Raw genomic sequence first — 24,589 nt, forward strand, 5'->3', positions numbered from 1 at the left:
CTTTATTCCTCGTTTCTTTGTTTGTTTGTCGCTATCCATGGTTGAGATACGATACATCTTTGAGCATCGCTTCCCCCACCGTAAAACCTAGTCAGTTGAGCATCTCTGACAAATCTTTCGATGTCGTTGTCTCGCATGTATCCATATCCGCCTGTCAGTTGCATAGCCATTTCGGCTGTTTCTACAGCTGTTGAGGAAGCTTTCAACTTGATCATTGCGTACATTCTTGCCTCTTCAGATCGATGTTCGTTCACTTGTCCCAATAACGCTCTAGCTGCACAAATCTCTGTGTACGCATCGGCCATTTTGTGTTGGTTGGTCGGCAAATCAATCAATCGCTGACCAAAGCGGCGATCTTTTTGCATGTACGTCAATGCACGTTCAAAAACTCCTTCTGCAATACCAATGCTTTGTGCGGCCACAAACAACTTATTGTAGTCTTTGATAGCACAGCATTGTTCTATTCCGCCAGGACTGCCTCCCAATACCATTTCTTTAGGAACTTCAACTCGATCGAATCCTAAACTAGCTACCGGCATGCCTCGAATACCCATTTTTTCTTCTTGAGGACCGACTGTAAACCCTGGCATTCCTGCTTCTACCAAAAAGATCCCGTATCCTTCTTCTCCACCTAGCGAAAGAGTCCGAGAAACAACTGAATAGACACCAGCTTTTCCAGCATGAGATATATAATTCTTAGATCCATTTAATTCCCAGTGAGTCTCTTTTTCGACAGCAATCGTCTCCATTTTATGGATATCGCTTCCAGATTCCAGTTCGTTCATAGCAAATGCACCCAACATTTCTCCGCTCAATAAAGCAGGAAGGTAACGTTGTTTCTGTTCCGCTGTTCCATATTGGTGGATAGGTGTGATCCCAAAAGATATTTGGGTCAGCAGCACACTGCCCGTAGATGTGCATTCTCGAGAAACAACTTGTACGACTTTTAAACTATCGCTGAAGGTTCCTTCAAGTCCTCCATACTGTCTATTAAAGGGGATGCGCAACACGCCCAAGTCAGATAAATAATCAAAGGTTTCTTGAGGGAATTGTTCATTTTCATCGTACTCTTTTGCCTTTCCTCTAACTTCTGATTTCGCATAGACCGCTACTCTCTCTATGATGTCCTCAATGGAACGTGTTGCCATGATGCTTCCTCCTTAAATCGTTTACCGATTATCTTTCTACAATAAGTGAGATTCCTTGTCCGCCGCCGATACATAAGGTAGCTAAACCATATTTAGAATCACGTTTTTTCATTTCATGTAACAATGTAACCAATACACGTGCTCCACTTGCTCCGATAGGGTGTCCAAGGGCAATAGCTCCACCGTTAACGTTCACAATATCAGTATTAAAGTCTAGGTCAGTGATAACACTCAATGCTTGAGCAGCAAATGCTTCATTTGCTTCAATCAAGTCTAGATCTGAAGGTTTCAAGTTCGCTTTTTCAAGGGCTTTTTGTGTTGCCGGAATAGGTCCGCATCCCATGATTCTTGGTTCTACACCTGCACTTGCATAAGATTTGATTGTTGCTAACGGCTCAAGACCTAATTCTTCTGCTTTTTCACGGCTCATGATGATGATAGCTGCAGCTCCGTCATTCAAACCAGATGAGTTCCCTGCTGTTACAGATCCGCCGTCTTTTTTGAAAGCCGGTTTTAATTTGCTCATTCCTTCCATAGTTGTTCCAAAGCGAGGATGCTCATCCGTATCGACAACTTTAGGATCTCCTTTGCGTTGTGGAACTTCTACTGGTACGATCTCATCTTTAAAGCGTCCTGATTGAATCGCTTTTTCTGCATTGTTTTGACTGCGAACAGCTAGTTCATCTTGCTGCTCTCTTGTAAATCCATATTCTTCAACGATATTTTCAGCAGTGACTCCCATGTGGATATCGCTGAAAGCATCCATCAATCCGTCTTTAAGCATTGTATCAACGATTTTACTGTCCCCCATGCGTTTGCCCCAACGAGCGTCTTTCAAAACGTATGGTGATTGGCTCATACTTTCTGTTCCACCAGCGATAACTACATCATTGTCGCCTAGCATAATCGATTGAGCAGCAAGTGCAACTGTTTTCAGACCTGATCCACATACTTTGTTGATCGCGTATGATGGTGAACTTTTCGGGATTCCAGCTTTTACAGCAACTTGACGAGCAACGTTTTGTCCAAGTCCTGCACTTAGAACGTTTCCAAAAATCAGCTCATCTACTAAGTTAGGGTCTAGATTGATATTTTCCATCGCTTTCTTAACCACGATCGTTCCAAGCTCAACAGCGGTAACATCTTTAAGAGCGCCTCCAAAAGATCCGATCGGTGTACGTAGTGCTTCTACAATGACTGCTTCATGCATGTTGTATTCCTCCAATTAATTTGTTATAAGCGGTAGTTAGACTAAAAATGTAAAGTGTATGTTTTTAAATGCAAGTGTAAGTTTGAATTAATGTAAAACGTTTACAATGCAAGGTTAACAACATTCCTATCAACCGTCCACAAAGCAATTATGAGACAATCTATAAGTTGAGTTAATAGTTAAAGCGCTTTTTTCACAAATTACACAACAAAAAAACACCTTCTTTACAGAAGGTGTTCAATAGTAAAGGTTTACAGCTTGTTTGTATCCACACAAAGTTTACGTGAAAACAATGATTTTAATCGATAGGCTGATAAAAATAACTCAACATAGATTCGTGGACATAGGTTTCTACTGGTGAATACGTATTTTTGATCGGTCGACAAAGTAAGACGTTGAATGGAATGGGATCTTCAAAATGTTTCATTACTACATTATCGTTATTCAAGTACCGTTTAATTGGTGAAGGCAAAACAGCAACGACATCTGAATGGCTCGTTGTTTCTACTAAAAAATCCCAAGAAGCAGAAGTTATTGTGACTTGAGCACTCGATTTCTTTTCCTCCAACTTTTGTTTGACCAATTGATTCGTCACAAAAGAAGCTCTAAATGTTCCTACTTGATAGGGGTCCAAGCACTTCCATTGGATTGTCTCTTCTTTAGCCAAAGGATGGTTTGGATCCATAAAGGCTGTGTACTCATCGATCTGAATGATATGCTCTTCAAATGATTTGGGATCTAAATCAGTAGGCGCTACCAACACGACATAGTCTAAATCTTTTTTCAACAGCATGCGTCTCAATTCGTGCGATCCTTCTTCAATGATCTCAATTTTGACATCTGGATTTTCTACGATAAAGCGCGAAAAGAAATTAGAGAACAAAACAGTCAAGACTAGTGAGGGCAAACCAATACGTATCGTCCCTTTTTGCTTAGCCGATTCTTTTCTGACCGTTTCCTGCATTTCTTCATGCATTTTAACGATTTTCAAAGCATAAGCATAGACTTTTTTACCACTAGCTGTCAGTTCTTCTAACCGCCCATTACTGCGGACAAATAATTCGATTTCTTCATCACGTTCAAAGTTTGTAATAAACTGGCTTAGGGCAGATTGAGAAATATGAATCCTCTTGGCTGCCAGAGATAAATTGCAACCGCATTCAACTATTGTAATAAAATAGTTCATTTGTGTAATATCCATTGGTGACTCTCCTTGTTTCAGTTAACCAGCAAACTGGTTTGAAGCTATTATACCATCTTATAGGTTAAAAATTAAACCGCATTCATAAAAACAATATAAAAGTAAGCACTCTTTAATAAAGATTACTTACTCCTATACTTTATCGCAGCTTAAGTGTTCTCTTTGCTTCCAGGATTTCTTTCAATTTGCCCCATTTGTCTTGAAACAATGCACTATCCATTTCTTTTAATTGTGGAGAAACCACTAAATCAAAAGCAATGTGCCGTTGGATGTCTTTCTCAACTTCTAATCCAGGAGCGATTTCAATCAGTCTCAGCTTCCCAGCATCAATATCAAAAACACCTCGTTCTGTAACAAAATAAATTTCTTGTCCTGATGTACTGCCGTATTTTCCAGAAAAAGTGATTTGTTCTACTTGATCCACAAATTTGTTCGAGCGGCCTTCTTTGAGTATTTTTAAACGGTTGTCTTCAATCGCATACTCTGCTCCTACAACCATGGTTCCCATAAAGACCAGTTTTGGAGTGGTTTGAGTGATGTTGATGAATCCGCCCGGTCCAGTAACTTTCGGACCAAATTTAGAAACATTTACGTTGCCTTGTTTATCTACTTGTGCCAGTCCTAAAAAAGCCGTATCCAATCCGCCGCCGTTATAGTAATCAAACATATTTTCATGAGAAATGATCGCTTCAGGATTATAAGCTGTTCCAAAGTCGGAACCTAACGCTGATTTCCCGCCAAATATTCCTGTGTCTATGGTTAGTGTAATTTCATCACTGCATCCTTCTTCATAAACAATATGTGCCACTCCATCTGCCATTCCAACTCCTAAGTTGACTGTTGATCCAGGATCTAACAATTGCGCTGCTCGGCGTGCAATAATTTTTCTAACGGTAAGCGGCATGTTATTTTGATGATCTTGAACTGTTTTGAACTCCCCAGAAATACTTGGATCATACTGAGTACTGGACGTTTGTTTATGATACTCAGAATTCTCATTTACAATGATGTAATCCACTAATGCACCTGGAACAATGATACTTTTGGGATCCAATGAACCCGCTTCAACTACCTTTTTGACTTGAGCCATAACGATCCCGCCGCTATTATGTGCTGCCGCACTGACTGAAAACAACTCCATAATATTCGATTCTTGAGTTACAACAATATTTCCATTCGTATCGGCGTATGTTCCTCGAATCAATCCGACTGAAACTGGAATCGGTTTGTAGTGCAAGTATTCTTCTCCTTCGATCTCAATCAATCCGACAAGGTCCTCCGTAGTATTTGCATTGACTTTTCCGCCTTGTAAACGCGGATCTACAAAAGTGTGCAATCCTATCTTGGAAAAAACTCCAGGATAATGATTGGCTGCTGCACGGTAAAGTTGAAGGATCTCCCCTTGAGGCAATAAATACCCTTCTACTTTTCCTTTAGCCATCCATTCCGATATCATCGGAGACTGCGCACAAAATGCTGTGATCACTCTTTTGACCAATCCTTCTTGAGCGAAATGATCCATGCCTCTTCCAGGTGTAGAATCTCCCATACCTGTAGAGGCCAATAACGTTAATTGTTCAGGTTTTTGCGATGATAGAAAGCGTTCTTTGATTGCAGCAACTAATTCTTCTGGAAAGCTTCCTAAATTGACAGAAGTAACTGCGAGAGTATCGTGATCGTTTATTTTATCGGCTGCTTCTTTTGCTGTAATGATTTTTACCATTATTTCTCCTTCTTTTCTGTTATTTTTAGACAAAAAGACTCTTATCCCGGCAGCTTGAAGTGTTCTGCCATTATTTCTTGAGGATAAGAGTCTTTGATATTTATTGAGTACGTTCAAAATGATCCAAAGGGGAATAGATTTATCGCGAAATTCTATTAGCTCAATACGCTTAATGAGTAAGTTTTACTGGCTATACAAACGCACTTTGTCCAGTCAAATGTCTTCCTACAATTAACGCGTTGATTTCATGTGTACCTTCATAAGAATAGATTGCTTCAGCGTCTACGAAGAAACGTGCTACATCTGTGTCTAAGGTAATTCCGTTTCCGCCGACAACTTCACGAGCTAATGCCACTGTTTCACGCATACGTAATGCATTGTGCATTTTTGCCATAGAAGAGTTCACTTCAACATAGTTTCCTTTTTCTTGCATTTGTGCCAAACGAACAGAGTAAGCTAGACATGCTGTTACGTTTGCTTGCATGATTGATAATTTTTCTTGAACCAATTGGAATGAACCTAAGTTTTTACCAAATTGCTCACGTTCTTTTACATAACGCAATGCTGCTTCAAAAGCACCTGCTGCTAATCCAGTAGCCAAGTGAGAAATATCTGCACGAGTTGTACGCAAGATACCTGCTACATCTTTAAAAGAGTTAACGTTTTGCAAACGACGGTCCTCAGTTACTTTTACATCTTTCAATGTGATGTGGCCATTAGGAACCATACGCAATGAAATTTTGTTTTTGATGTTTTCTACTGTCAATCCTTCAGCATTACCAGGGACAACAAAAGCTTTTACTTTTCCATCTGCTTCATCACGAGCAAAAATCGCGATCTCATCAGCATTTTTAGCTCCGCCGATCCAACGTTTTTCTCCGTTCAAGATCCAAGTATCGCCTTCTTTACGTGCGCTTGTAGACAATCCGCCCGCAATATCTGAACCGTGCAATGGCTCAGTCAAACCAAAACAAGTCAAGTTCTCAAATGATTTTACTTTTGGAGCCCAACGTTGGATCTGCTCTTCAGTACCACCATACAATAACGTTGCGTAGAATAATCCACCGTGTACTGTATAAAGAGTCGCAAATGAAGGGTCCATTTTTGCCAATTCGAAATAACGGAATACGTTGTACAATTCGCTTGGTTTCAAATCATTGTCGCGACCTTCAAAAAGTCTTGGATCATCCATGAAACGAACTTTTGTCAATTCATTCCAGGCATGGAATGGGAATTCTGCTTTTTCAGTGTATTCGATCAATGTCGGACGAGCATTTTTTTCTAAAGACTCTCTAAGTTCTTTTAATACTGCAATTTCACCTTCAGTTAAATCACTTGAATATTCGTATAAGTCTGTTGGATAAAAGCTTTTCAAGTCTACTGATTCTGTATTCAATGTTGCTTCCATAAGGTCATTCTCCTTTAAGTTGGCTTTAATAGTATTGGTTTTTTCACATTACACTTTTACACTTTTTGTAAACCGCTTACAGGCATACTTTACCTCACTTTTATTGAAACCGTCTACTTATGGAAAATTATAGAACCTATAAGCTGAACTGAAAGTACTTTAATTTGATGCAGCTTCAATAAAAAACTCTCCAGGTTTAAAAACCTGAAGAGTTGTATAAGATATTTATTTTATTTAGAATCAACTTCCATTTTCACTTCTTTTACCGTTTGTTCCACTTCTTCCCGAGACATTTTTTCTCGCCCTTTTTTCATTGCATTCAAACTCTTGTGTGCAAATTCCAAAGGCAGACGGCAAAACATGATCGTGCTTTTTTCATTCAGTGTAGCAACATAAGCATCTGCTTTTTCTAAATTATCTTCTGCATATGCAAATAATTGATCTCTAGACCAGCCGTCTGGAACAAAACTGACGCCCCGTTCTTCACTGTCTTCTTTTTGATTGCGCAAAATATTGACTGCTTGAAGTCCTCGTCCGAACCCGATCGCCAATTCAAAGTCTGTTTCTTGACCGTATGACCAATACCACAACTTAGACAAGTAAACTCCTACGATACCAGCCACATAATACGTATAGTCATCCAGATCTTCTTTAGTCTTTACTTGCCAATTTTTCTTCGCCCATTTGGCCATACCAAATGCCATTTCGCTGCTTATCTCCATCATCATTGGTCGAGATCCTTCGGGACAGGCTTGCACCCAATCGTACAAGCGCAGAGAAACTTCAGGCAATTGTTCTCTTACCGGTTCAATAATACGGAGATACGCTTCTTCAGTAAATGGTCGCTTAATGAGTTCACTCACTTGCATCAACAAATCGTATTTCATATCGTTTGAAATCAGTTCATGATCTTCGATTTCATCTATCGCACGCATCACTAAATACGCAGAGGCCACAGAATATTTCAAATCGCTTTTCAAAAAGGTAATCGGAATATAAAAAGTTCGGCTTGTTTCCTTCAAAACACGCATAGCTTCTTTAGGAAACTGTTCATTTTTCTTCATGCGTTTCTCCTCCTGAATGTTCTTATTTCTATTGTATAAGAACTTTTCTAAATACTAAAGAAATAAATAAGAAGAAAAGAAGAATATGCCGAATGATAAAGAGTAGTATGTTAGCTTTAAATTTAATTTTTATCAACAACGTCAAAAAGCAGAAACTCTTATTCTTAGGATTCTGCTTTTGATGTTACTGTTTTTTATAGATCTTTATATCTTCGGTCTTTTACAAAAGCGGCTGCTTCCAGATCCTCTGCAATTTTAAATCCCTGGCGTTTGTAGAAAGAAATAGTAGTTTCTGTTCGATCTGTTAAAAGCAGGTTTTGATTGATACCAGGATGTTTATTAAGTACTCGATCTAGCAGCTCTCCACCAATTCCTTGCCGTTGAAAATTTGGCCTCACTAGTAGATCTTGCACAAATAAAATCGTTTCTCCATCAGTGATGTATCTGGCTAATCCAATCAATTCCTGTTCTTTGTACGCGGTGATTGTAAAAGAATTTTGGATTCCTCTTAACAGTTTTTCCATGTCTTTCGTATACGCGGACCACCCCACTGAATCGTATAAAGCATGAACGGCTTTTTCAGGCAGATGTTGGTTCTCTTTAAAGATAATTGTCATGTTGTTTTCTCCTCTGATTTTATTTTTCTTAAAAATCAGTCGAATATTTCATACAGCAGCGTCATCTAAGCCCTCCTTAGAGCAATTCTTTTCGCAACTCTGCTCCTGATTTTGGAGAGAGGTACGCTGGTGCGATATCAAAAACCGTTTTTGCGCCAAATTGTTTTTCTTGTGCTAAACGATTTGCTGCTCGAGCATAAGCAATAGCAGCTGCTGCCGTGAATTGAGGATTGCTGTCCAGATCTAAACTGAATTCATAAACTGCCATATTCTCCTCATCCGTATACCCTCGACGAATCACACGTCCGCCATGCCGCATACCTGTATGCTGCTGATAGAACTCTGCTTCATCAATAAAATGAACTTCTGATTCATATTCTGCAAAGTAATCTTTCATCGTTTGAATATCTTTTGTGATGGCTTCTTTATCTGCACCCTCTTCAGGTACAACATAGCATACTCGTTTATGAGAAGAGGTTTTTGTGTAAGAAACTTCCTTCCCCTTTTTGATTTCAGTGATCAAATCATCATTGGGAAGAGTATATTGAACGCCTAATTTAACACCAGCTACTCGTCTGATAGCGTCGCTGTGACCTTGGCTGACTCCTTTGCCCCAGAACGTATACGTTTCTCCTTTAGGCAATACAGATTCCGCTACCAATCGATTCAGTGAAAACAAACCAGGATCCCAACCAGTTGCAATCACTCCTACTGTCTGACTTTTTAGTGCTGTTTCATTGATAATGTCGAAGTGAGCCGGTATTTCAGTATGATTGTCGTAGCTGTTTACCGTGTGAAAATTCTGTTGCAGAACAGGAGCTTGAAAAGGAATATCCGACTTTGATCCTCCGCATAAAATCAACACATCGATCTTATCTTTAAAATCCGCGATTTCATCCAAATGATAAACTGCTGCATTGCTTGGCACTTGTGCAGGATCTCTTCGTGTGAAGACACCTGTCAGTTCCATATCCGGGTTCAAGGTCAACTCAGCCTCAACCCCTTTTCCTAAATTACCATATCCTACAATACCAATTTTGATTGCCATCGTGTTTCCCCTTTCCAAGTCCCTTATTGAATAGTTGTTCATGGAAATAAACAAGAAAATCATGAGCAAAAGGCAGCCATGATTTTCTCCTTCTACCCTCAATATAAGCAGTTCTTCGCATTTGAGCTGGGCATCTCAAAGTTGACAGTACCATACTTATTTAATACGATCCCAATGCTTTCCAGCATTTCGGCGATTGCACCTTTCGACAAGCTACTCTTTACAACCGCGACCTCTATCTTATATCGACTATTCTGTATAATTTTCTTCACCCTAACATACGATTATTTAGAAATCAACTCATTCCTATAGAGCGGAAAGTGATAACCGGCAGCTACTTACTAAAACACAACATGTAGTACTTAAGTAATTAAAAAAGTTGTACATATGGTGTTTTTTTAGTTGTTATTTATTTTTTTAGCGGTAAAATAAATGATAGATCATATAGAAAGCAGGAAGTCATATGTCATCACTTCAAAAAAACACTCTCACGTATAAACCTTTGACCGTTCAAAAGAACGATGGCCATCTAGAACCCTATCAACCTTCTAAGTTGGCGCATTCTCTCTTAAAAGCAGCTCATTCTGCAGATATAACAGAACTATCAGATTTTAATGCTCATGATTTGCTTGATGAAATAGAAAACTCTCTTCATATAGAGGAAGAGGAAGTCATTTCAGCACTTTATTTAGATAATATTGTGAAAAAAGTTCTAACTTTAAAAAACTATCAAACGATCCTAGCATATTACCAAGAATTTCAAACGAGTAAACAACGTGCTCGCCAGCAAAATCGGGATATCGATTATATGATCACTAAATTGATTGCGAAAGATAAGACAGTAGTCAATGAGAATGCCAATAAAGATAGCAATGTTTTCAACACTCAGCGGGATTTGACTGCCGGAATAGTGGCGAAAACAATCGGCATTCGTTTATTGCCTAAATCGGTTGCCAATGCTCACGAAAAAGGGGAGATCCACTATCATGATTTGGACTACACGCCATATTCTCCTTTAAGCAACTGCTGCTTGATCGACTTTGAGAATATGTTTGCTGAAGGGTTCAAAATTGGGAATGCTGAAGTAGAAAGTCCTCGTTCTATCCAGACTGCAGCTGCTCAAACGGCTCAGATCATTGCAAATGTGGCTTCCAGTCAATATGGCGGCTGCAGCTTTGACCGGATTGATGAAGTGTTGGCTCCTTACGCACAACTCAATCATCAAAAGCATCAATCAGAAGCTGACAAATGGATCTCAGACCCTGAAAAAAAACAAGCTTATGTAACAGAACGAACTCAAAAAGACATTTATGACGCTATGCAAAGTTTGGAATATGAAATCAACACGCTTTATACTTCTCAAGGCCAAACACCTTTTACCAGTATTGGTTTTGGTTTAGGAACGAATTGGTTCGAAAGGGAAATCCAAAAAGCAATTCTTCAGATTCGAATCCAAGGCTTAGGAAAAGAAAAACGGACAGCCATTTTCCCAAAACTGATCTTTACGTTAAAACGCGGATTGAACTTAAGCCCAAGCGACCCTAACTACGATATCAAACAGTTAGCCTTAGAATGCTCTACTAAACGAATGTATCCAGATGTTTTGAGTTACGATAAAATCGTTGAACTGACTGGAAGCTTCAAGGCTCCGATGGGTTGCCGCTCTTTCTTGCAAGGATGGAAGAATGAGCAAGGACAAGATATTACAGCTGGACGTATGAATTTGGGCGTAGTGACGTTGAACTTGCCTCGAATCGCTTTAGAAGCAAATGGAGACTTCACTCTTTTTTGGGCCATTTTCCGTTCCCGATTGGCTGTAGCAAAAGAGGCACTCGTTTTTAAAGCTAAACGTGTAGAAGATGCTCTTCCCGAAAATGCGCCGATCCTTTACCAACATGGAGCTTTTGGAGAACGGTTAGCTCCCGGTGAATCTGTAGCGTCTTTGTTTGCTCATAAACGAGCAACTGTTTCACTCGGCTATATCGGATTATATGAAGTCGCAGCTTCTTTTTATGGGAATGCTTGGGAAACGAATCCAGATGCAAAAGAATTTACACTAGATATTGTTAAACAATTAAAAAATGCCGCTGATCAATGGGGAGACGAATACGGCTATCACTTTAGTGTGTATTCTACTCCGAGTGAAAGTCTGACAGATCGTTTTTGTCGTCTGGATACAGAAAAATTTGGAGAGATTCCTGATATTACTGATAAAGGTTATTATACGAATAGTTTCCATTATGATGTCCGGAAAAATCCTACTCCTTTTGAAAAGCTGGATTTTGAAAAAGACTATCCGCAGTTTTGTTCTGGAGGCTTTATCCACTACTGTGAATACCCGAAACTGGACACCAATCCCAAAGCTTTGGAAGCAGTCTGGGATTATGCGTATGATCGAGTGGGCTATCTTGGTACCAACACTCCGATTGATCATTGCTACAAATGTGATTTCAAAGGCGAATTTGAACCCACAGAAGTTGGCTTTAAATGCCCTGTTTGCGGTAATCATGATCCGGCTGAATGTGATGTCGTCAAACGGACATGCGGTTACCTTGGGAATCCACAACAACGTCCTATGGTAGCAGGACGTCATAAAGAAATCCGATCACGAGTCAAACACTTGAAAGGTCGTGACGAAAATGCATAACCCGATTGAATGGACGTCTGCTGCTTACAGCCGGAACTACATTGCCGACTATAAACCGTATAATTTTGTAGATGGTGAAGGAGTACGTTGCAGCTTATACGTCAGCGGGTGTTTATTTGCTTGCAAAGGGTGCTATAACAAAGTAGCCCAGTCGTTTACTTACGGCAGACCGTATACAAGAGAACTGGAAAATCAAATCATTGAGGACTTGCGCGCTGAATACTGCCAAGGTTTGACCTTGTTGGGCGGAGAACCCTTTTTAAATACCGATGTCACTTTATCTTTGTGCCGCAGAGTTCGAGAAGAATTTCAAGATCAAAAAGATATATGGAGTTGGACCGGTTATACATGGGACGAATTGATGGAAGGTACAGCAGACAAAAAAGAATTGCTGAAGTATTTAGATGTGGTCGTAGATGGCCGCTTTGAATTGGGTTTAAAAGATTTGACGCTGGCTTTTCGCGGCAGTTCCAATCAGCGAATTATCGCTGTTCCGGAATCCATTGAAGCTGGGGAAGTTGTGTTGTGGAAACCTGGACAATAATGTCGTAAATGGATAAACAAAAACGGACTGTTATATGACAGTCCGTTTTTGTTTATCGAAAAAGAAATTTTCACTAAATTTCCTCTCCTTCTGTATTTTTCGCATTTTGTTCGACTCGATATCTGACGATCTCACGAATTAAATCATAAGGAATCGGCTGTTGGAAAGAAAACTGAATCGTATTTCTGCTATATTTGTACCCTTGGATTTTGTCTTTAAAATGTGTAATCGTCGTAGGTGTCGGATAAAAGCCAACATGGTGTTTAAAGCCTGCAAAATGGACTAAAATAAATCCATTCAAAATGTACGTGGCCATACGGTAACTCATTTTTTCTTGCGCTTCTGGAGCTTCCTCTTTTATGATCGAACGGATACGGTACAGAATTTTCTGCACATCCTCAGGGAATGTCTGAATGTAGTCATCTACTGCAGTTCTATTTTCTTCAGATATTGCCATGTTTCCCCTCCTTACTGTTCGAGTCCTATCCTATCAATTCTCCCAGCATCACTTCTACTATTTCGATTTCTTTTCTCTCGATCAAATAAGTACGGATGTCTTCGTTGATCGCCAATCGCTGCAATTGAAGAACATCCTCCACTACATTTGCCATGTCGACTTCATGCAGTACACGGTGGTAAGAGTCGATCAACAAACTTTTAGTTTCTGAAGTCCAACTAGCTACGGTTTTATTTTGCATCGCTTTCAATTCGAAAAAGGCTTCAGTCTCTTCTCTGCTGATTTGCCAATCCAGCACTAAAAATTTGACCCACACCACTTCACGCATCCATTCGTAAAATAGCTGATCCTTTTTTAATAAAGCATAGAACAATATCGCCTTGCTGGTCGGTATATCCGTTGCTAAAAATTGATTGAATAAGTAAATGTCCAATTCTTCCAATCTTTTTTGGATTTCGCTGTAAAATCGGTTCGCTCTATCTTCACTGGTCAGTTGAAAAAGGTTCTTCTCCCAAATAAGTTCAGCTATTTCATCATATCTTTTCCCTTGATGCAATAGGGAAGCTACTTGTTTGGTCTCCTCATATAAAAATGATCGTGTATTTAACGTGGTTAAGTACTTTTTAGCCGCCATATCCTCACTCTTCTCCTTGAATTGTCTAGGCTAAGTATACCATTTATTTTCAAAGACAACAGGTAAGAACTATTTATTAAACCTCACTTTTGAGCAAAAAAAACAAGATAGAGCGACACTATCTTGTTTTTATAAGACCTTTTTACTTTTATTCTTTCACAATTCCAAACTCATGCACTTTTTCAATCGCACGTTCTTCATCTTCCTCCAAGTCGCCAAATACTTGGTAGATTTCAACTTTCAATTCATTTCCTTCTACATTATAAACCGCAAAGTTTTGAATAGTAGAATCTCGGTTGTTGGAGTGCGAATTAGCAAATACCCCTTCTTTTTGAGGTTGATTTCCATAAGCAAATAAATTGTTATAGTAATCGACATTTTCTTGTGTCATCCATTTTAAATCAGGTCTGACTTTATGAATGTGCTCTAGAGGTTTATTGTAAATATCGTCATAAGCCTTTGTCCCACCAGTATTTGGCAAAACAAATACTGTCCCTGAAGGATTTTTGTAGTACTCTACGTTATTTTCATCCAACACTACTTCTGCTTGATCGATCGTTGCATTAGAGAAATTTTCTTCCGTAGCCACAAAATTCAATGATTTCGTTCTAGACACCACATGGTCATGCCCTTGCAAAGCCAAGTCGACATCTAATTCATCAATCATTTGCATAAATTCTTCTCTGACTTTTTGAACGTCTTCATCTTGTAAAGAATGGTAAGATTTAGAGTATAGCGGCTTATGATATGTCAAGATGACCCATTGCGCACCGTCTTCACGAGCTTTTTTGATGTCTTCTTCAATCCAAGCCAACTGTTCTTCTCCAATAGCTTTTCCTTCTGGATTGTCCTCGGATTCTTTATTGTCATTGGTATTTGCAACCACGAAGTGAACCCCGTTGTAGTCAAATGAGTAATACGAACCGCCGTTTACTTTGTCATTGGCCACAGGGACATTGATATGCTCATTAAATTTCTCTGTCAATTGAGGATCACCATATTCTAATGCATACTCGTCATGGTTTCCAGGTGCTACAGCTAACGGCTGCTGCATCCAAGATTCTTGTGATTGAGAAAAGATATCCAACCATTCATCTTCCACTTCAGCTGTCTCGACCACATCACCTGTATGCAGGACAAAATCCGCTTCTGACACTTCTAAAGCTTGTTCCAATGTATCTGCACCATATGCAGCTTCATTCTGCACATTCTCGTTCCAATAGGCGTTTTGAGTATCTGTGTATTGAATAAACGTAAACTCATCCCCAGCTTCTCCAGCTGTGTTGAAAGTTCCAATCTCACTCTTTTCGCCAGTTTCGCTTCCTACTTGATAGTAATAAGTCGTATTGGGTTCCAATTCCGTTGCTAAAGCTTTATAGGAATATTCCGTCACATCGACCAAATCAAGCGACCCCACTGCATCTCCGCTTGTCCATTCAGGTCCGCTTTGATTCTCATCCGTATAATAGCCGTTCACAATCGGTTGCCCATTTTCATCTTCAACGGGATTTCCTTCTTCATCTTTTTCCACATCTGCATAAATATAAAATCCGTCTTCTGTTCGTTCAGCATAGCGGTTCGTCGCTTCTTTACTCTCTGCTTCAAAAACTAGTGCATTACTCAGATCTTCAGCAGTACTGACCCATACTTTCGCGTCATCGAATTGGTTGGTTGTGTACCAATTGAACCCCATTTGCGTTTGGGTATCTCCATTGATTGTGGTAATGATCCTATTGGGTACATTATTTACTTCCACCTCTGCTACTTCTGGTTTTGTATCCAGCAACTCCGTATTTGATGCGGTTGACTCTTGGGCAGTTGCAGTCGCTTCGTCGGTTTGCGAAGCTGTATTTGCATCGCACCCAAATAAGACCATAGGTGCAAGCAACACCATTGCAGCGATTTTTGGCGTAGAAATTTTTTTGTACTTTCTATTTGTCGTCATTATCTTTCCTCCCAAACTAAGATTCCATTAAGCCCCCATCAGTTGAGCTTATGCATTCATTTTATACAATGAATGTATATTTCCTGCAAAGTCCCTGTGAAAGTTGAGTAAACGTCTTTACAAATGAAACTTGATTGCGGTGAGTTTGGTTTCTTGGAGGCAATTTTCGTCCATGAGCCGAGAGTTCGTCCACCTCATGGACGGATTTAAAATATAAAAAGCCATGACCGAGGGAAGCTATCGCTTCATGGCCGAGCACCCTTTCTGATGAGGCCATGGACCTCGAATTTACACCGCTCATGGCCGAATTTATTTTTCCACATTGTCAATTCAGCAGAATAAGTGTGTTAAACTATAAATAAATAACACGTTTTTTTATAAACAACTCTTCATTAAGGAGGAAGTCATTTGGTCAAAAGACATAAACAAATTGGGATTGGCTCGCTTTCTTTAGCGCTGTTTTTAGCTGGTGTATTGTTCTCTTTTTCATTTGGCAATCGAGCGGCTTTTGGAGATACTATATTAAACTTTATAGGTCTGGATTCATGGTCGAACGGTAATATGGGCATCCATTATACATTCATTTATTCCGTTGTTTTCTACATACCATCTATGATCCTAGGTTATAAGTTCAAATATGATTTAGGGGCTACATTAGGCAAATATTTATCTTTGTTTTTGTTCTTTTTTGTCATAGTCCTGTTGCTGGCTTTGTAAAATCGGCTTTGTCTTTCCTCATATCAGCCATGGGTACACTAATTATCATCGTCATGGCCAAATTTAAAGTTTAGGCAGCCATGAGCGAGGAAATTGATTGCTTCATGACCGAAAATTCTGAAAATATGATTACTTTATAAAAATCTACATACCAAAAGATACATTTAAGCAGTAATTATTTCCTTCTTACTCTTTTACGGTCATGGGCCCGGCGTTCGTCCACCTCATGACCAAATTTAAAATACAAAAAGCCATGAGCGTGGAAATCTATCGCACCATGGCCGATCCCCCTCTCTGATTCGGCCATGAACATCAAATTTACACCGCTCATGGACGAAAAACCATAAAAGCCTATTACTCTATTAAAACCTACATAAAAAAGACTGCTCAAGGAGCAGTCTTTACGCTTTATTCGTGAATTCTTCCCACTCTTCACGTAAAATACCCATTCGGATGGAATCGTAGTATTCTCCGTTATAGTAGCGGACTTTTCGGATGCGGGCTTCCATTTGCATTCCTAATTTTTCTCCTACTCGGATCATGCGTTTATTTCCGGACCATGTGGTAAATCCGACGCGGACCAAAGGCATCGTTGTGAACAGGTGGTTCATCCAAGCTCTTAGGACATCTGTCCCTATTCCTTTGCACCAACGATTTCCTGAATACAAGACAATCCCCATTTCCAACCACAGTGACGTTTTATCTTCCCAGTAGTAAGAGACGATTCCAATGACTTCACCGTCCATTTCAACGACCCAAAAATCGTCTTGGTGGATCCATTTTTCTCCTTTGGGCAAAAAGGTTTCATAATCCATAGCTCGATGAGGGAAATAGGGGGCATCCCACTTCTTCCACTCCGGCGATTCTTCTTTAAAACTCAATTCCCACAATCGAAACAAATCGCTTCGTTCAACCGGGCGAATAACTAGTTGATCGGTCATCTCTTGCATTCCTCTCCTTCAAAGAAAAATAAGTTCTTCTACAAGAATCATACCTTATTTGACTTTAAAAGTGTGATCTGTTTATACAAATTTTACATGGGAATGAAGCATATTTTTTTTGATTCCTTGTTGCAGGATCGTATCTGGATGCAGGGCTGTATAAACGTCTTCTTGAATAGCCGCTGAAAACTGCTTCATCTCTTCCAGCTCTAATTCGTGGAGTTGAGTCTTTTTCTCTAACGCATACACGACGATTTTTCCAACGATCTCATGTGCTTCTCTAAACGGCAAGCCTTTGCGGACAAGGTAATCTGCTAATTCTGTCGCATTCAAAAATCCTTCGTGAATCGTTTCTTTCAACCGGTCTTCGTTGACCTTCAATTCTTCCGTCACTGCAGTCAATATTTTGACGCAAGCTGTCGTAGTATCGAGCGCTTCAAAGTAAATGGCTTTATCTTCTTGCATGTCTTTGTTGTAACTCAACGGCAGACCTTTCATCGTTCCGTACATTGCATTTAACAAGCTGATCACCTTAGCAGCCTTACCGCGAATCAATTCCAATGCATCTGGATTCTTCTTCTGCGGCATCATGCTGCTTCCTGTAGAAAAGTGGTCGGATAACTCTACAAAATTAAACTCTTGGCTTGAATAGATAATGAAATCTTCTGCAAATCGGCTCATATGCATCATCAAACTGGAACAGCAATGCAATGCATCAATGATAAAGTCACGATTACTGACACTATCTAATGTATTGTGTTGCACTCCAGCAAATCCTAATAGAGATGCTGTTTGCTGACGATTGATCTCATAAGTCGTCCCCGCTAAAGCTCCTGCGCCTAAAGGACTTTCATCCATCAACTCAATCGCTTGGCCGATTTTTTTCACATCGCGCTCGAACATCGCTGCGTAAGCATCCAACACGTAAGAGAACGGGACAATCTGTGCTCGCTGCAAATGAGTGTAAGCCGGCATCAATACATCTGCCATTTCTTCCCCTTTTACGCCAAACACCTTGATCATTTGTTGCGCCAATTCGCTCAATTCTTGCAGACTTTTCTTTACATACAACTTCATGTCCACAGCCACTTGATCATTCCGGCTTCTGGCAGTATGCATTTTCTTCCCGGCATCTCCACAAGCTTCAATCATTTTTGCTTCTACAAAACTATGGATATCTTCGTAGTTTCCTGTCAATAAACTTTGGTCTTGTCCAATAGCTTCACGTAATTTAGTCAATTCTTGCTGCAGCAGTTCGCTTTCTTCTTTCGAGATGATTCCACAATCTCCTAACATCGTTACATGTGCGATGCTGGCGGTGATGTCTTCATCCCATAGACGCTTATCCAACGAAAACGATTCGTTAAACGACTGCATCAATTCTGAAGCCTCTTCTTGAAAGCGGCCTCCCCATAATGTTCCCATTTAAATCATCCCTTTTCTTTGTTGGATTTTCGTCGGCAGCGTCATGACATTGATATAACCTCGTGCGTCATGGTGACTGAACAAGTCATCTTCTCCAAATCCAGAAACATCTTCATCAAACAATTGATTCGGGCTGGTGACGCTGTAAGGAAGTATGTTTCCCTTATAGAGTTTCAGTTGGACTTCTCCATTGACAGATTCTTGCGTTTTATCCATAAAAGCTTTGATAGCAAGATTGGCTTGTGAATACCATTGTCCGTTGTAAACCAATTCTGCATATTCTGTACTGATCATCTGTTTTAATTTGATTGTTTCTTTCGTCAAAGTCAGACTTTCTAGACGCGCGTGAGCTTCCATCAGTAAAGCCCCGCCCGGTGTCTCATAGATTCCACGCGATTTCATCCCGATTGCCCGGTCTTCGATCCAGTCCAACACTCCGATTCCGTGTTTTCCGCTCAAATGATTCAGCGTACTCAACAATTCAGAAGGCTCCATCTTCAGACCATCCACAGCAACAGCCAGCCCTTTTTCAAATGTGATCGACACAAATTCAGCTTCATCAGGAGTGTTTTCCAATGCATTCGTGATTTTAAGAATCGATTCGTAGTTGACGAAGTTGGCTGGACTCTCGATATCGCCGCCTTCATGGCTGATATGCATCAAGTTTTCATCTTCAGAATAGATTTTTTCTTTTGTAGAAGTGATGGGAATACCTTTTTGAATCGCATAATCAATAGCATCTTCCCGCGATTTGATGTCCCACTGGCGCCATGGAGCGATAACTTTGATTTCTGCGTCAAAAGCCGCGATCCCCATTTCGAACCGTACTTGGTCATTGCCTTTTCCCGTACATCCATGACAAATGGCTACCGCATTTTCTAAGTGCGCGATCTCGACCAATTTTTTCGCAATCAATGGACGAGCTAAAGCTGTTCCCAACAAATAAGTCCCTTGGTATTTCGCATGAGCTGAAATGGCTGGAAAAATATACTCTTTGGCAAATTCATCTGCTGCATGAGGACAATAAAACTTGCTTGCTCCTGAAAGCAACGCTTTTTTCTCTACTTCTTTCCAATCTTCTACTTGTCCAACATCTACACAAACAGCAATGATCTCACTATCGTAATTTTCTTTTAACCATGGAATTGTAATCGAAGTGTCTAGTCCGCCTGAATAAGCTAATACAATTTTTTCTTTTGTCATTTGATATTTCCCCTTTTCAAATCAGTTTTTTGTTTGTCGCAAGGGAATTTTTTTAAGGAATAAGCACAAAAAAACCGTCCCTTGCATATATGCAAGAGACGGGTCAAAGTTCATTAATCCGCGGTACCACTCTAGTTGACATGCTCATAGGCATATCCACCTCAATTTAATAACGCATGATCTGCGGAAGAAGCTACTAGTTGTTCACCTCTTCATCGATGAAGTGCGCTTCAATCCAATTTTTTCTGATGGGCTCACACTCTACCCCAACTCGCTGTGAGAAAAATTTCTGATCTACTCTCTTCATCCTTGATTTTTTCTGTATTCAGTTTTGTAAGTTGTGAGTATTGTACGAAAGTTACATGAGGAAGTCAACACTTATTCTCAAAAAATATTCATTTTACATTTATAAACCTTCATTTTTATACATTATGCAATGAATATGTGCATTAAAAAACAAAATAGAAACTATAGTTTTTATTTGTAAACAACTCGAGCATTTTAGGAGAGCTTTTGTCCAGCTGCATCATTATCTTAGACAGTTTTGTGACAATTTATTATTTTCAGTAAATTTTCTGAAACCAAACAATTCCTTTTTCATTTTAAATGATGTAATATATAGTTTGTGAAGTAAATCATTTGATAAATGGGGATGAAGAAAGTGCAGCAAAAGCTGAATGAAACGATTGCTGGTAATAGTAAAAATATGGTAGAAGGTTTCTCAACAGGAATGATGGGAAATATTGAAAAAAGTATCTTAAAAAAAGCGGACTTATTTGATAATAGTATTGGGCGTTACATTATGCGTGCTATGTTAGCCTGTTTTTATTTGACTTTAGGAACAGCAATTGCTGTTGGAACAGGTAACTCGTTGGAACATTTAGCTCCAGGTTGGGGCAAATTCGGTTATGCTTTTATGTTTACTTGGTCTTTAGTCATGATTATTTATTTGAACGCCGAGTTGGGCACATCGAATATGATGTACATGACAACAGCTGTTCATCGGAAAATTTTATCTTGGAAAAAAGCTTTAGCCATTTTAATGACTTGTATTCTTTTTAATGCTATTGGTGCTTTTATTATCAGCTGGCTTTTATCTTATACTGGTGCTTTTCACGATGTTTCTGCGGATCACTTTTTAGTGACAGCAGTAGCCGGAAAATTAGCAAAAGCTCCATTACAAATATTTGTAGAAGCTATTTTTGCTAACATGGTCGTCAACATCGCTTTCTTCGTGACTATGCGCATGAAAGACGATGCCGGAAAAGTCATTTCCATCGTGTTTCTGATCTTCATTTTTGCTTTTCTCGGTTTTGAACACGTCATTGCCAACTTCTCTTCTTTCTCTCTAGCTTACTTTGCCAGCGGCGGAAACGTTCCTGGAATGACAATAGCTGCAGTGGTCATCAATATCGTTCTGGCAACATTAGGCAACTATGTCGGCGGCGGATTGATCATGGGATTGAATTACTCTTGGTTGAACAATGGAAAAACAAGCTATAGCGACTAAATTAGTATATAAAAAAAGAAGTGGACTCTAAGTTGGAGTCCACTTCTTTTTAACAAGTAGTCTTATACTGTAAAAGACACCCTCTAAAAAGGAGAGTGTCTTTTATGTTATATTTTATTATCCAATAAGTTTTGCTTTACCAGCTGGCTTTTTTCACTCCTGGAATTTCTCCTTTGTGTGCCAATTCTCTAAAATGGATACGGGACATCCCAAATTTGCGCATGTAACCTCTAGGACGACCATCAGTAAGATCGCGGTTGTTTAAACGGACAGGATTGGAATCTTTTGGCAAGGCGGCTAATGCTTCGTAGTCTCCTGCTGCTTTTAATTCGCGACGGACTTCTGCATATTGTTCGACAAGTTGTTGTTGTTTTTTGAACTTAGCAATTTTTGATTTCTTGGCCATGTATACATTCCCTACCTTTTTCTTTAGTTTAGGTATCTATTATACTCCTATTACTTACTAATTGAAAGTATAACAAGGGAGGAATCCATATATTTTCGCTATTTTTGTATAAAATATGTAGACCTTGCTCATGATTCAGTTGCCTAGTATATCACTTCAAATTCCTCACAAACCACTAAAGAATTTTCTTTAAAAGTTGTGTTTGACTGCTCATATTCGTTGACAAAATAATCAGTATGGACCTTTCTCCAATAAGCTAATGTTCTGTCTCCCTCTCCTTCTTTAAAAGCGTGCCCTGCTGTTACTTCGTTGAAAAGTACGACATATACTTTAGTCGTTTTTATGATGCACACTGCCTGATTATTGCCATCTAAAACAACACTGTATTCATCTTCTTTTGGCAATTCTTCGCTTTCCAACGCATACAATTCATGACCAGAAGTAGTCGCTGTTTTAGTACCATCTTTAGTCAAGTGCGCCAATTCATCTGGGTCTACCCCATAGTTCCAAGCTTCATAAGACTTATTTTTATGCTCTGGGTGCTCAGTAACAAATTGATTCCATAATTCACTCGCTTGCATTTGCTTCATCCTTTCTTCTTACTGCCCCTATTTCTGTAAGATTATTTTTCTCAATTTTTACAGCTTCCTTTGTACTTTTGACGACAATATCAAAGTTGTAGCTGTAAGAATGCATGAATAACTGGTATTGGATTCTCCGCTCTTCATGTGAACGGCGCAGATAATTTCTGTCTGCTCCTCTTTCTGTGATATCCCGACCGTACCTTCTGACCAGTTCAGTCTCATCATCCGTATAAAAATAAACACTCAAATCAAACAAATCAGGGTTTGCAAAAGCTGCGCTCATTCCTTCGACGATCGTAATCGGTTTAGGGGTAAGCAATTCACTTTTGGCATACGGCATATCGATTGTATATAATTCCATCCCTTCTCGCAGCATTTTGATATCTCGTTCCAAAGAAATAACATGATGCGCAGATGGATGACAGGCGGTCAATTTAGACCGGTGGATCATATTTTCATGTGCATATTCTATGGTGGTGTATTTGCGTAAAGTTGAAGAAATAATATACGCATCTGTATTGAGGTAAGAAACGTTTTCTTTTCCAAAAGCTTTGAGGAGCTGATTCGAAAAAGTTGTTTTCCCAGCTGCTCCATGTCCAGAAATGGCTATAACGAGCCTTCTTTCTGCATTATTGACTGCATCTATGACTGCTTTTACTACTTCATCCATCCTTAACCCTCCTGCAACTTACTAGAATTTATCTTCATGCTGCTTGAAAAAATCATAAAAAGTGCGGACATTTTCCAGCTGTGTCCATTTTTTTACTTCGACTGGTTCGCTATCCAAATCGTAAATTTTAGCTTCTTTCAACGATAATAAAAAAGGGGAATGCGTAGAAATAATAAACTGGCATCCAAAAAAGCGGGCAGAATCTTCTATAAATTTCATCAATTCCAGTTGGCGTTTAGGTGAAAGACTATTCTCCGGCTCGTCCAACAAATACAACCCATTCTCTTCAATTTTCTCTGTGAAATAGCGAAAAGCACTCTCACCATTCGACTGCTCTATCACATTGTCCATCAATTCTTGTCTGACATACCGAGACTGCGTCTTCCTTCTTGCATCCGTAACTTTTTTCAATTGTTCGTAGTCCTCTAAGGATCGCATTTGGAATTGAGAGTATTTGGTATCTAAATAATCTTCAAATAATTCTTCCCGTTTCAAATCGATTCCTTCATTGAGCGTTCGGACATTCAAAATATAATCAAATACATCGTCACTCGTAATGATGCGGCTATGAGAAGGAACTGGCCGCTCCAATTCAACTCCGCAGTACCACAAGTAATCTGTGAAAAAATTAGATTTATTGAACAGTGAATCTCTTTCCAGTTCGAGCTTTTCGGCAATAATATTGAGCACAGTCGTTTTTCCAGACCCATTTCCGCCATACAAAATCGTGATCGGTTCAAAATCCAACCGTTCTACCTGTTTTTTGCTCAAGATTTGAAAAGGATAGTATGTATCATACACCGTCCGCTTGATATTCATAAAGAAATCAAACTCCACTTCTTGATCTGGAAAAGTCATAGCTTTTAAATAACGCACTGTGATCCTCCTCACCTAACGAGACTTTTCTTATATTATGCAGTAAGCAGCGGAGTAAGTACAACTTTATCTAGCTGATTTTAATAGGGTATGGGGTAATTTTTAAAAATTGCTCTATGCAATGTCTGTTTTAAAATTTGAGAAATTTTTAAAACAAACCTCACCGGGATGATCTTCCAGCAAGGTATCTCGTTTTTGTTCAATTAGTACGTTTCTAACTGCATACTGCCTGCAATGTTAAGATTATGGATTTGGTAAAAGTAGATTTTAAAGATATGAATGAAGTTAATCAAATTTATGGGCAACAGGAAAATAATCTACGTTCTCATTGAAAGTATAAGATTTCCCATTTTCAGCATAGTCAAAAGGATCTTCAAGTTTAGGAACCAGCGTAATGATTCCGTTATCTTTTTTGACAATAAAGAATTCTTCTCCATCTTTAACTTTTAAAGACTCTGGAAGGGTAATGATCATGGCATCACCTTGTTTTTCAACCTTAGTCGTCATCATACAAATCTCTCCTTAATTCAACATCATTATTAGTTGTACTATTTGCATTTGCAGTGTAATAGGATTTTTGCTGCTTCGCTTTACAGAATCGAGAGGATAAC

At 39.3% G+C, this 24,589-nt stretch carries 23 protein-coding genes, 1 riboswitch and 1 other annotated feature; of the genes, 4 read left to right on the forward strand and 19 right to left on the reverse strand.

Features of this window, described 5'->3' with window-relative positions:
• Nucleotides 1-2 precede the first annotated feature (2 nt).
• The 8 genes from ACE025_RS07685 to ACE025_RS07720 form a co-directional block, all read right to left on the reverse strand.
• The gene (locus tag ACE025_RS07685) at nucleotides 3-1,148 is read right to left on the reverse strand and encodes an acyl-CoA dehydrogenase family protein (RefSeq protein ID WP_485939072.1); all 1,146 of its coding nucleotides are present in this window, start codon (nucleotides 1,146-1,148) and stop codon (nucleotides 3-5) included.
• A 28-nt stretch (nucleotides 1,149-1,176) separates the two neighbouring features.
• Nucleotides 1,177-2,358, reverse strand: a complete 1,182-nt coding sequence (locus tag ACE025_RS07690) for an acetyl-CoA C-acetyltransferase (RefSeq protein WP_485939074.1) — start codon at nucleotides 2,356-2,358, stop codon at nucleotides 1,177-1,179.
• Nucleotides 2,359-2,656: 298 nt separating this feature from the next.
• Nucleotides 2,657-3,559 carry a LysR family transcriptional regulator gene (locus ACE025_RS07695; protein WP_485939076.1) on the reverse strand — a complete coding sequence of 301 codons (903 nt, stop codon included), beginning with the start codon at nucleotides 3,557-3,559 and terminating at the stop codon, nucleotides 2,657-2,659.
• A 139-nt stretch (nucleotides 3,560-3,698) separates the two neighbouring features.
• Nucleotides 3,699-5,282 (reverse strand): acyl CoA:acetate/3-ketoacid CoA transferase, encoded by a 1,584-nt coding sequence (locus tag ACE025_RS07700; RefSeq protein ID WP_485939078.1) that lies wholly within the window; start codon nucleotides 5,280-5,282, stop codon nucleotides 3,699-3,701.
• 190 nt (nucleotides 5,283-5,472) lie between these two features.
• Nucleotides 5,473-6,678: an acyl-CoA dehydrogenase FadE gene (fadE, locus tag ACE025_RS07705; protein ID WP_485939238.1), complete on the reverse strand. Its 1,206-nt coding sequence runs from the start codon at nucleotides 6,676-6,678 to the stop codon at nucleotides 5,473-5,475.
• 242 nt (nucleotides 6,679-6,920) lie between these two features.
• Nucleotides 6,921-7,754, reverse strand: a complete 834-nt coding sequence (locus ACE025_RS07710; RefSeq protein WP_485939080.1) for a squalene/phytoene synthase family protein — start codon at nucleotides 7,752-7,754, stop codon at nucleotides 6,921-6,923.
• A 194-nt stretch (nucleotides 7,755-7,948) separates the two neighbouring features.
• Nucleotides 7,949-8,371, reverse strand: coding sequence for a GNAT family N-acetyltransferase (locus ACE025_RS07715; protein WP_485939082.1), 423 nt, complete (start codon nucleotides 8,369-8,371; stop codon nucleotides 7,949-7,951).
• A 76-nt stretch (nucleotides 8,372-8,447) separates the two neighbouring features.
• Nucleotides 8,448-9,419 carry a diaminopimelate dehydrogenase gene (locus ACE025_RS07720; RefSeq protein WP_485939084.1) on the reverse strand — a complete coding sequence of 324 codons (972 nt, stop codon included), beginning with the start codon at nucleotides 9,417-9,419 and terminating at the stop codon, nucleotides 8,448-8,450.
• Between the two features lie 100 nt (nucleotides 9,420-9,519).
• A riboswitch (Lysine riboswitch) is annotated at nucleotides 9,520-9,665 on the reverse strand.
• 217 nt (nucleotides 9,666-9,882) lie between these two features.
• Between ACE025_RS07720 and nrdD the strand changes: the two genes are divergently transcribed.
• Nucleotides 9,883-12,066 (forward strand): anaerobic ribonucleoside-triphosphate reductase, encoded by a 2,184-nt coding sequence (gene nrdD / locus ACE025_RS07725; RefSeq protein ID WP_485939086.1) that lies wholly within the window; start codon nucleotides 9,883-9,885, stop codon nucleotides 12,064-12,066.
• Nucleotides 12,059-12,610: an anaerobic ribonucleoside-triphosphate reductase activating protein gene (nrdG, locus tag ACE025_RS07730; protein ID WP_485939239.1), complete on the forward strand. Its 552-nt coding sequence runs from the start codon at nucleotides 12,059-12,061 to the stop codon at nucleotides 12,608-12,610. Before nrdD ends, nrdG begins: the two co-directional genes overlap by 8 nt.
• Before the next feature lie 73 nt (nucleotides 12,611-12,683).
• Here nrdG and ACE025_RS07735 read toward each other — a convergent pair whose 3' ends face one another.
• The 3 genes from ACE025_RS07735 to ACE025_RS07745 all read right to left on the reverse strand — a co-directional run bounded on the left by ACE025_RS07735 (nucleotide 12,684) and on the right by ACE025_RS07745 (nucleotide 15,646).
• Nucleotides 12,684-13,067 carry an iron chaperone gene (locus tag ACE025_RS07735; RefSeq protein ID WP_485939088.1) on the reverse strand — a complete coding sequence of 128 codons (384 nt, stop codon included), beginning with the start codon at nucleotides 13,065-13,067 and terminating at the stop codon, nucleotides 12,684-12,686.
• Nucleotides 13,068-13,092: 25 nt separating this feature from the next.
• Complete coding sequence (locus ACE025_RS07740; protein ID WP_485939090.1) at nucleotides 13,093-13,701, reverse strand: DUF1819 family protein; 609 nt, start codon at nucleotides 13,699-13,701, stop codon at nucleotides 13,093-13,095.
• Nucleotides 13,702-13,849: 148 nt separating this feature from the next.
• The gene (locus tag ACE025_RS07745; protein ID WP_485939092.1) at nucleotides 13,850-15,646 is read right to left on the reverse strand and encodes a purple acid phosphatase family protein; all 1,797 of its coding nucleotides are present in this window, start codon (nucleotides 15,644-15,646) and stop codon (nucleotides 13,850-13,852) included.
• 408 nt (nucleotides 15,647-16,054) lie between these two features.
• On the opposite strand from ACE025_RS07745, the gene ACE025_RS07750 reads away from it, so the two are divergent.
• The gene (locus tag ACE025_RS07750) at nucleotides 16,055-16,363 is read left to right on the forward strand and encodes a hypothetical protein (protein WP_485939094.1); all 309 of its coding nucleotides are present in this window, start codon (nucleotides 16,055-16,057) and stop codon (nucleotides 16,361-16,363) included.
• Between the two features lie 401 nt (nucleotides 16,364-16,764).
• On the opposite strand, the gene ACE025_RS07755 is transcribed toward ACE025_RS07750, so the two are convergent.
• The 3 genes from ACE025_RS07755 to ACE025_RS07765 all read right to left on the reverse strand — a co-directional run bounded on the left by ACE025_RS07755 (nucleotide 16,765) and on the right by ACE025_RS07765 (nucleotide 19,932).
• Nucleotides 16,765-17,304 (reverse strand): GNAT family N-acetyltransferase, encoded by a 540-nt coding sequence (locus ACE025_RS07755; protein ID WP_485939096.1) that lies wholly within the window; start codon nucleotides 17,302-17,304, stop codon nucleotides 16,765-16,767.
• A gap of 81 nt (nucleotides 17,305-17,385) precedes the next feature.
• Entirely contained in the window at nucleotides 17,386-18,729 is a 1,344-nt protein-coding gene (gene argH / locus ACE025_RS07760) for an argininosuccinate lyase (RefSeq protein ID WP_485939098.1), read from the reverse strand.
• A complete protein-coding gene (locus tag ACE025_RS07765) occupies nucleotides 18,730-19,932 on the reverse strand; it encodes an argininosuccinate synthase (protein ID WP_485939100.1) in 1,203 nt (400 codons plus the stop codon).
• 91 nt (nucleotides 19,933-20,023) lie between these two features.
• Nucleotides 20,024-20,251: a binding site (T-box leader), on the reverse strand.
• Between the two features lie 387 nt (nucleotides 20,252-20,638).
• Between ACE025_RS07765 and ACE025_RS07770 the strand changes: the two genes are divergently transcribed.
• Nucleotides 20,639-21,442, forward strand: a complete 804-nt coding sequence (locus ACE025_RS07770; RefSeq protein WP_485939240.1) for a formate/nitrite transporter family protein — start codon at nucleotides 20,639-20,641, stop codon at nucleotides 21,440-21,442.
• 136 nt (nucleotides 21,443-21,578) lie between these two features.
• Here the strand turns inward: ACE025_RS07770 and rpsN are convergent, their stop codons facing one another.
• From rpsN to mazE, 5 genes are all read right to left on the reverse strand, one after another.
• Nucleotides 21,579-21,848 (reverse strand): 30S ribosomal protein S14, encoded by a 270-nt coding sequence (gene rpsN, locus ACE025_RS07775; RefSeq protein WP_092480734.1) that lies wholly within the window; start codon nucleotides 21,846-21,848, stop codon nucleotides 21,579-21,581.
• Between the two features lie 143 nt (nucleotides 21,849-21,991).
• Nucleotides 21,992-22,429: an ASCH domain-containing protein gene (locus tag ACE025_RS07780; RefSeq protein WP_485939102.1), complete on the reverse strand. Its 438-nt coding sequence runs from the start codon at nucleotides 22,427-22,429 to the stop codon at nucleotides 21,992-21,994.
• The gene (locus tag ACE025_RS07785; RefSeq protein ID WP_485939104.1) at nucleotides 22,416-23,102 is read right to left on the reverse strand and encodes a uridine kinase family protein; all 687 of its coding nucleotides are present in this window, start codon (nucleotides 23,100-23,102) and stop codon (nucleotides 22,416-22,418) included. The genes ACE025_RS07780 and ACE025_RS07785 overlap by 14 nt, the downstream gene beginning before the upstream one ends.
• Nucleotides 23,103-23,123: 21 nt before the next feature.
• Nucleotides 23,124-23,978 carry an AAA family ATPase gene (locus ACE025_RS07790; protein WP_485939106.1) on the reverse strand — a complete coding sequence of 285 codons (855 nt, stop codon included), beginning with the start codon at nucleotides 23,976-23,978 and terminating at the stop codon, nucleotides 23,124-23,126.
• A gap of 285 nt (nucleotides 23,979-24,263) precedes the next feature.
• Nucleotides 24,264-24,488 carry a type II toxin-antitoxin system PemI/MazE family antitoxin gene (gene mazE / locus ACE025_RS07795; protein ID WP_485939108.1) on the reverse strand — a complete coding sequence of 75 codons (225 nt, stop codon included), beginning with the start codon at nucleotides 24,486-24,488 and terminating at the stop codon, nucleotides 24,264-24,266.
• Between the last annotated feature and the right edge of the window lie 101 nt (nucleotides 24,489-24,589).

This window comes from Desemzia sp. AGC72 (assembly GCF_057334175.1).

What these genes read in the sequence shown, in the direction of transcription:
- ACE025_RS07785 (WP_485939104.1), bottom strand. Translation starts at nt 23,102, where the DNA reads ATGGATGAAGTAGTAAAAGCAGTCATAGATGCAGTCAATAATGCAGAA.
- ACE025_RS07735 (WP_485939088.1), bottom strand. Translation starts at nt 13,067, where the DNA reads ATGGCAATATCTGAAGAAAATAGAACTGCAGTAGATGACTACATTCAG.
- ACE025_RS07765 (WP_485939100.1), bottom strand. Translation starts at nt 19,932, where the DNA reads ATGACAAAAGAAAAAATTGTATTAGCTTATTCAGGCGGACTAGACACT.
- ACE025_RS07690 (WP_485939074.1), bottom strand. Translation starts at nt 2,358, where the DNA reads ATGCATGAAGCAGTCATTGTAGAAGCACTACGTACACCGATCGGATCT.
- mazE (WP_485939108.1), bottom strand. Translation starts at nt 24,488, where the DNA reads ATGATGACGACTAAGGTTGAAAAACAAGGTGATGCCATGATCATTACC.
- ACE025_RS07745 (WP_485939092.1), bottom strand. Translation starts at nt 15,646, where the DNA reads ATGACGACAAATAGAAAGTACAAAAAAATTTCTACGCCAAAAATCGCT.
- ACE025_RS07770 (WP_485939240.1), top strand. Translation starts at nt 20,639, where the DNA reads ATGGTAGAAGGTTTCTCAACAGGAATGATGGGAAATATTGAAAAAAGT.
- ACE025_RS07755 (WP_485939096.1), bottom strand. Translation starts at nt 17,304, where the DNA reads ATGACCGATCAACTAGTTATTCGCCCGGTTGAACGAAGCGATTTGTTT.
- nrdD (WP_485939086.1), top strand. Translation starts at nt 9,883, where the DNA reads ATGTCATCACTTCAAAAAAACACTCTCACGTATAAACCTTTGACCGTT.
- ACE025_RS07720 (WP_485939084.1), bottom strand. Translation starts at nt 9,419, where the DNA reads ATGGCAATCAAAATTGGTATTGTAGGATATGGTAATTTAGGAAAAGGG.
- ACE025_RS07715 (WP_485939082.1), bottom strand. Translation starts at nt 8,371, where the DNA reads ATGACAATTATCTTTAAAGAGAACCAACATCTGCCTGAAAAAGCCGTT.
- ACE025_RS07685 (WP_485939072.1), bottom strand. Translation starts at nt 1,148, where the DNA reads ATGGCAACACGTTCCATTGAGGACATCATAGAGAGAGTAGCGGTCTAT.
- nrdG (WP_485939239.1), top strand. Translation starts at nt 12,059, where the DNA reads ATGCATAACCCGATTGAATGGACGTCTGCTGCTTACAGCCGGAACTAC.
- ACE025_RS07710 (WP_485939080.1), bottom strand. Translation starts at nt 7,754, where the DNA reads ATGAAGAAAAATGAACAGTTTCCTAAAGAAGCTATGCGTGTTTTGAAG.
- ACE025_RS07780 (WP_485939102.1), bottom strand. Translation starts at nt 22,429, where the DNA reads ATGCAAGCGAGTGAATTATGGAATCAATTTGTTACTGAGCACCCAGAG.
- rpsN (WP_092480734.1), bottom strand. Translation starts at nt 21,848, where the DNA reads ATGGCCAAGAAATCAAAAATTGCTAAGTTCAAAAAACAACAACAACTT.
- argH (WP_485939098.1), bottom strand. Translation starts at nt 18,729, where the DNA reads ATGGGAACATTATGGGGAGGCCGCTTTCAAGAAGAGGCTTCAGAATTG.
- ACE025_RS07695 (WP_485939076.1), bottom strand. Translation starts at nt 3,559, where the DNA reads ATGGATATTACACAAATGAACTATTTTATTACAATAGTTGAATGCGGT.
- ACE025_RS07740 (WP_485939090.1), bottom strand. Translation starts at nt 13,701, where the DNA reads ATGGCGGCTAAAAAGTACTTAACCACGTTAAATACACGATCATTTTTA.
- ACE025_RS07700 (WP_485939078.1), bottom strand. Translation starts at nt 5,282, where the DNA reads ATGGTAAAAATCATTACAGCAAAAGAAGCAGCCGATAAAATAAACGAT.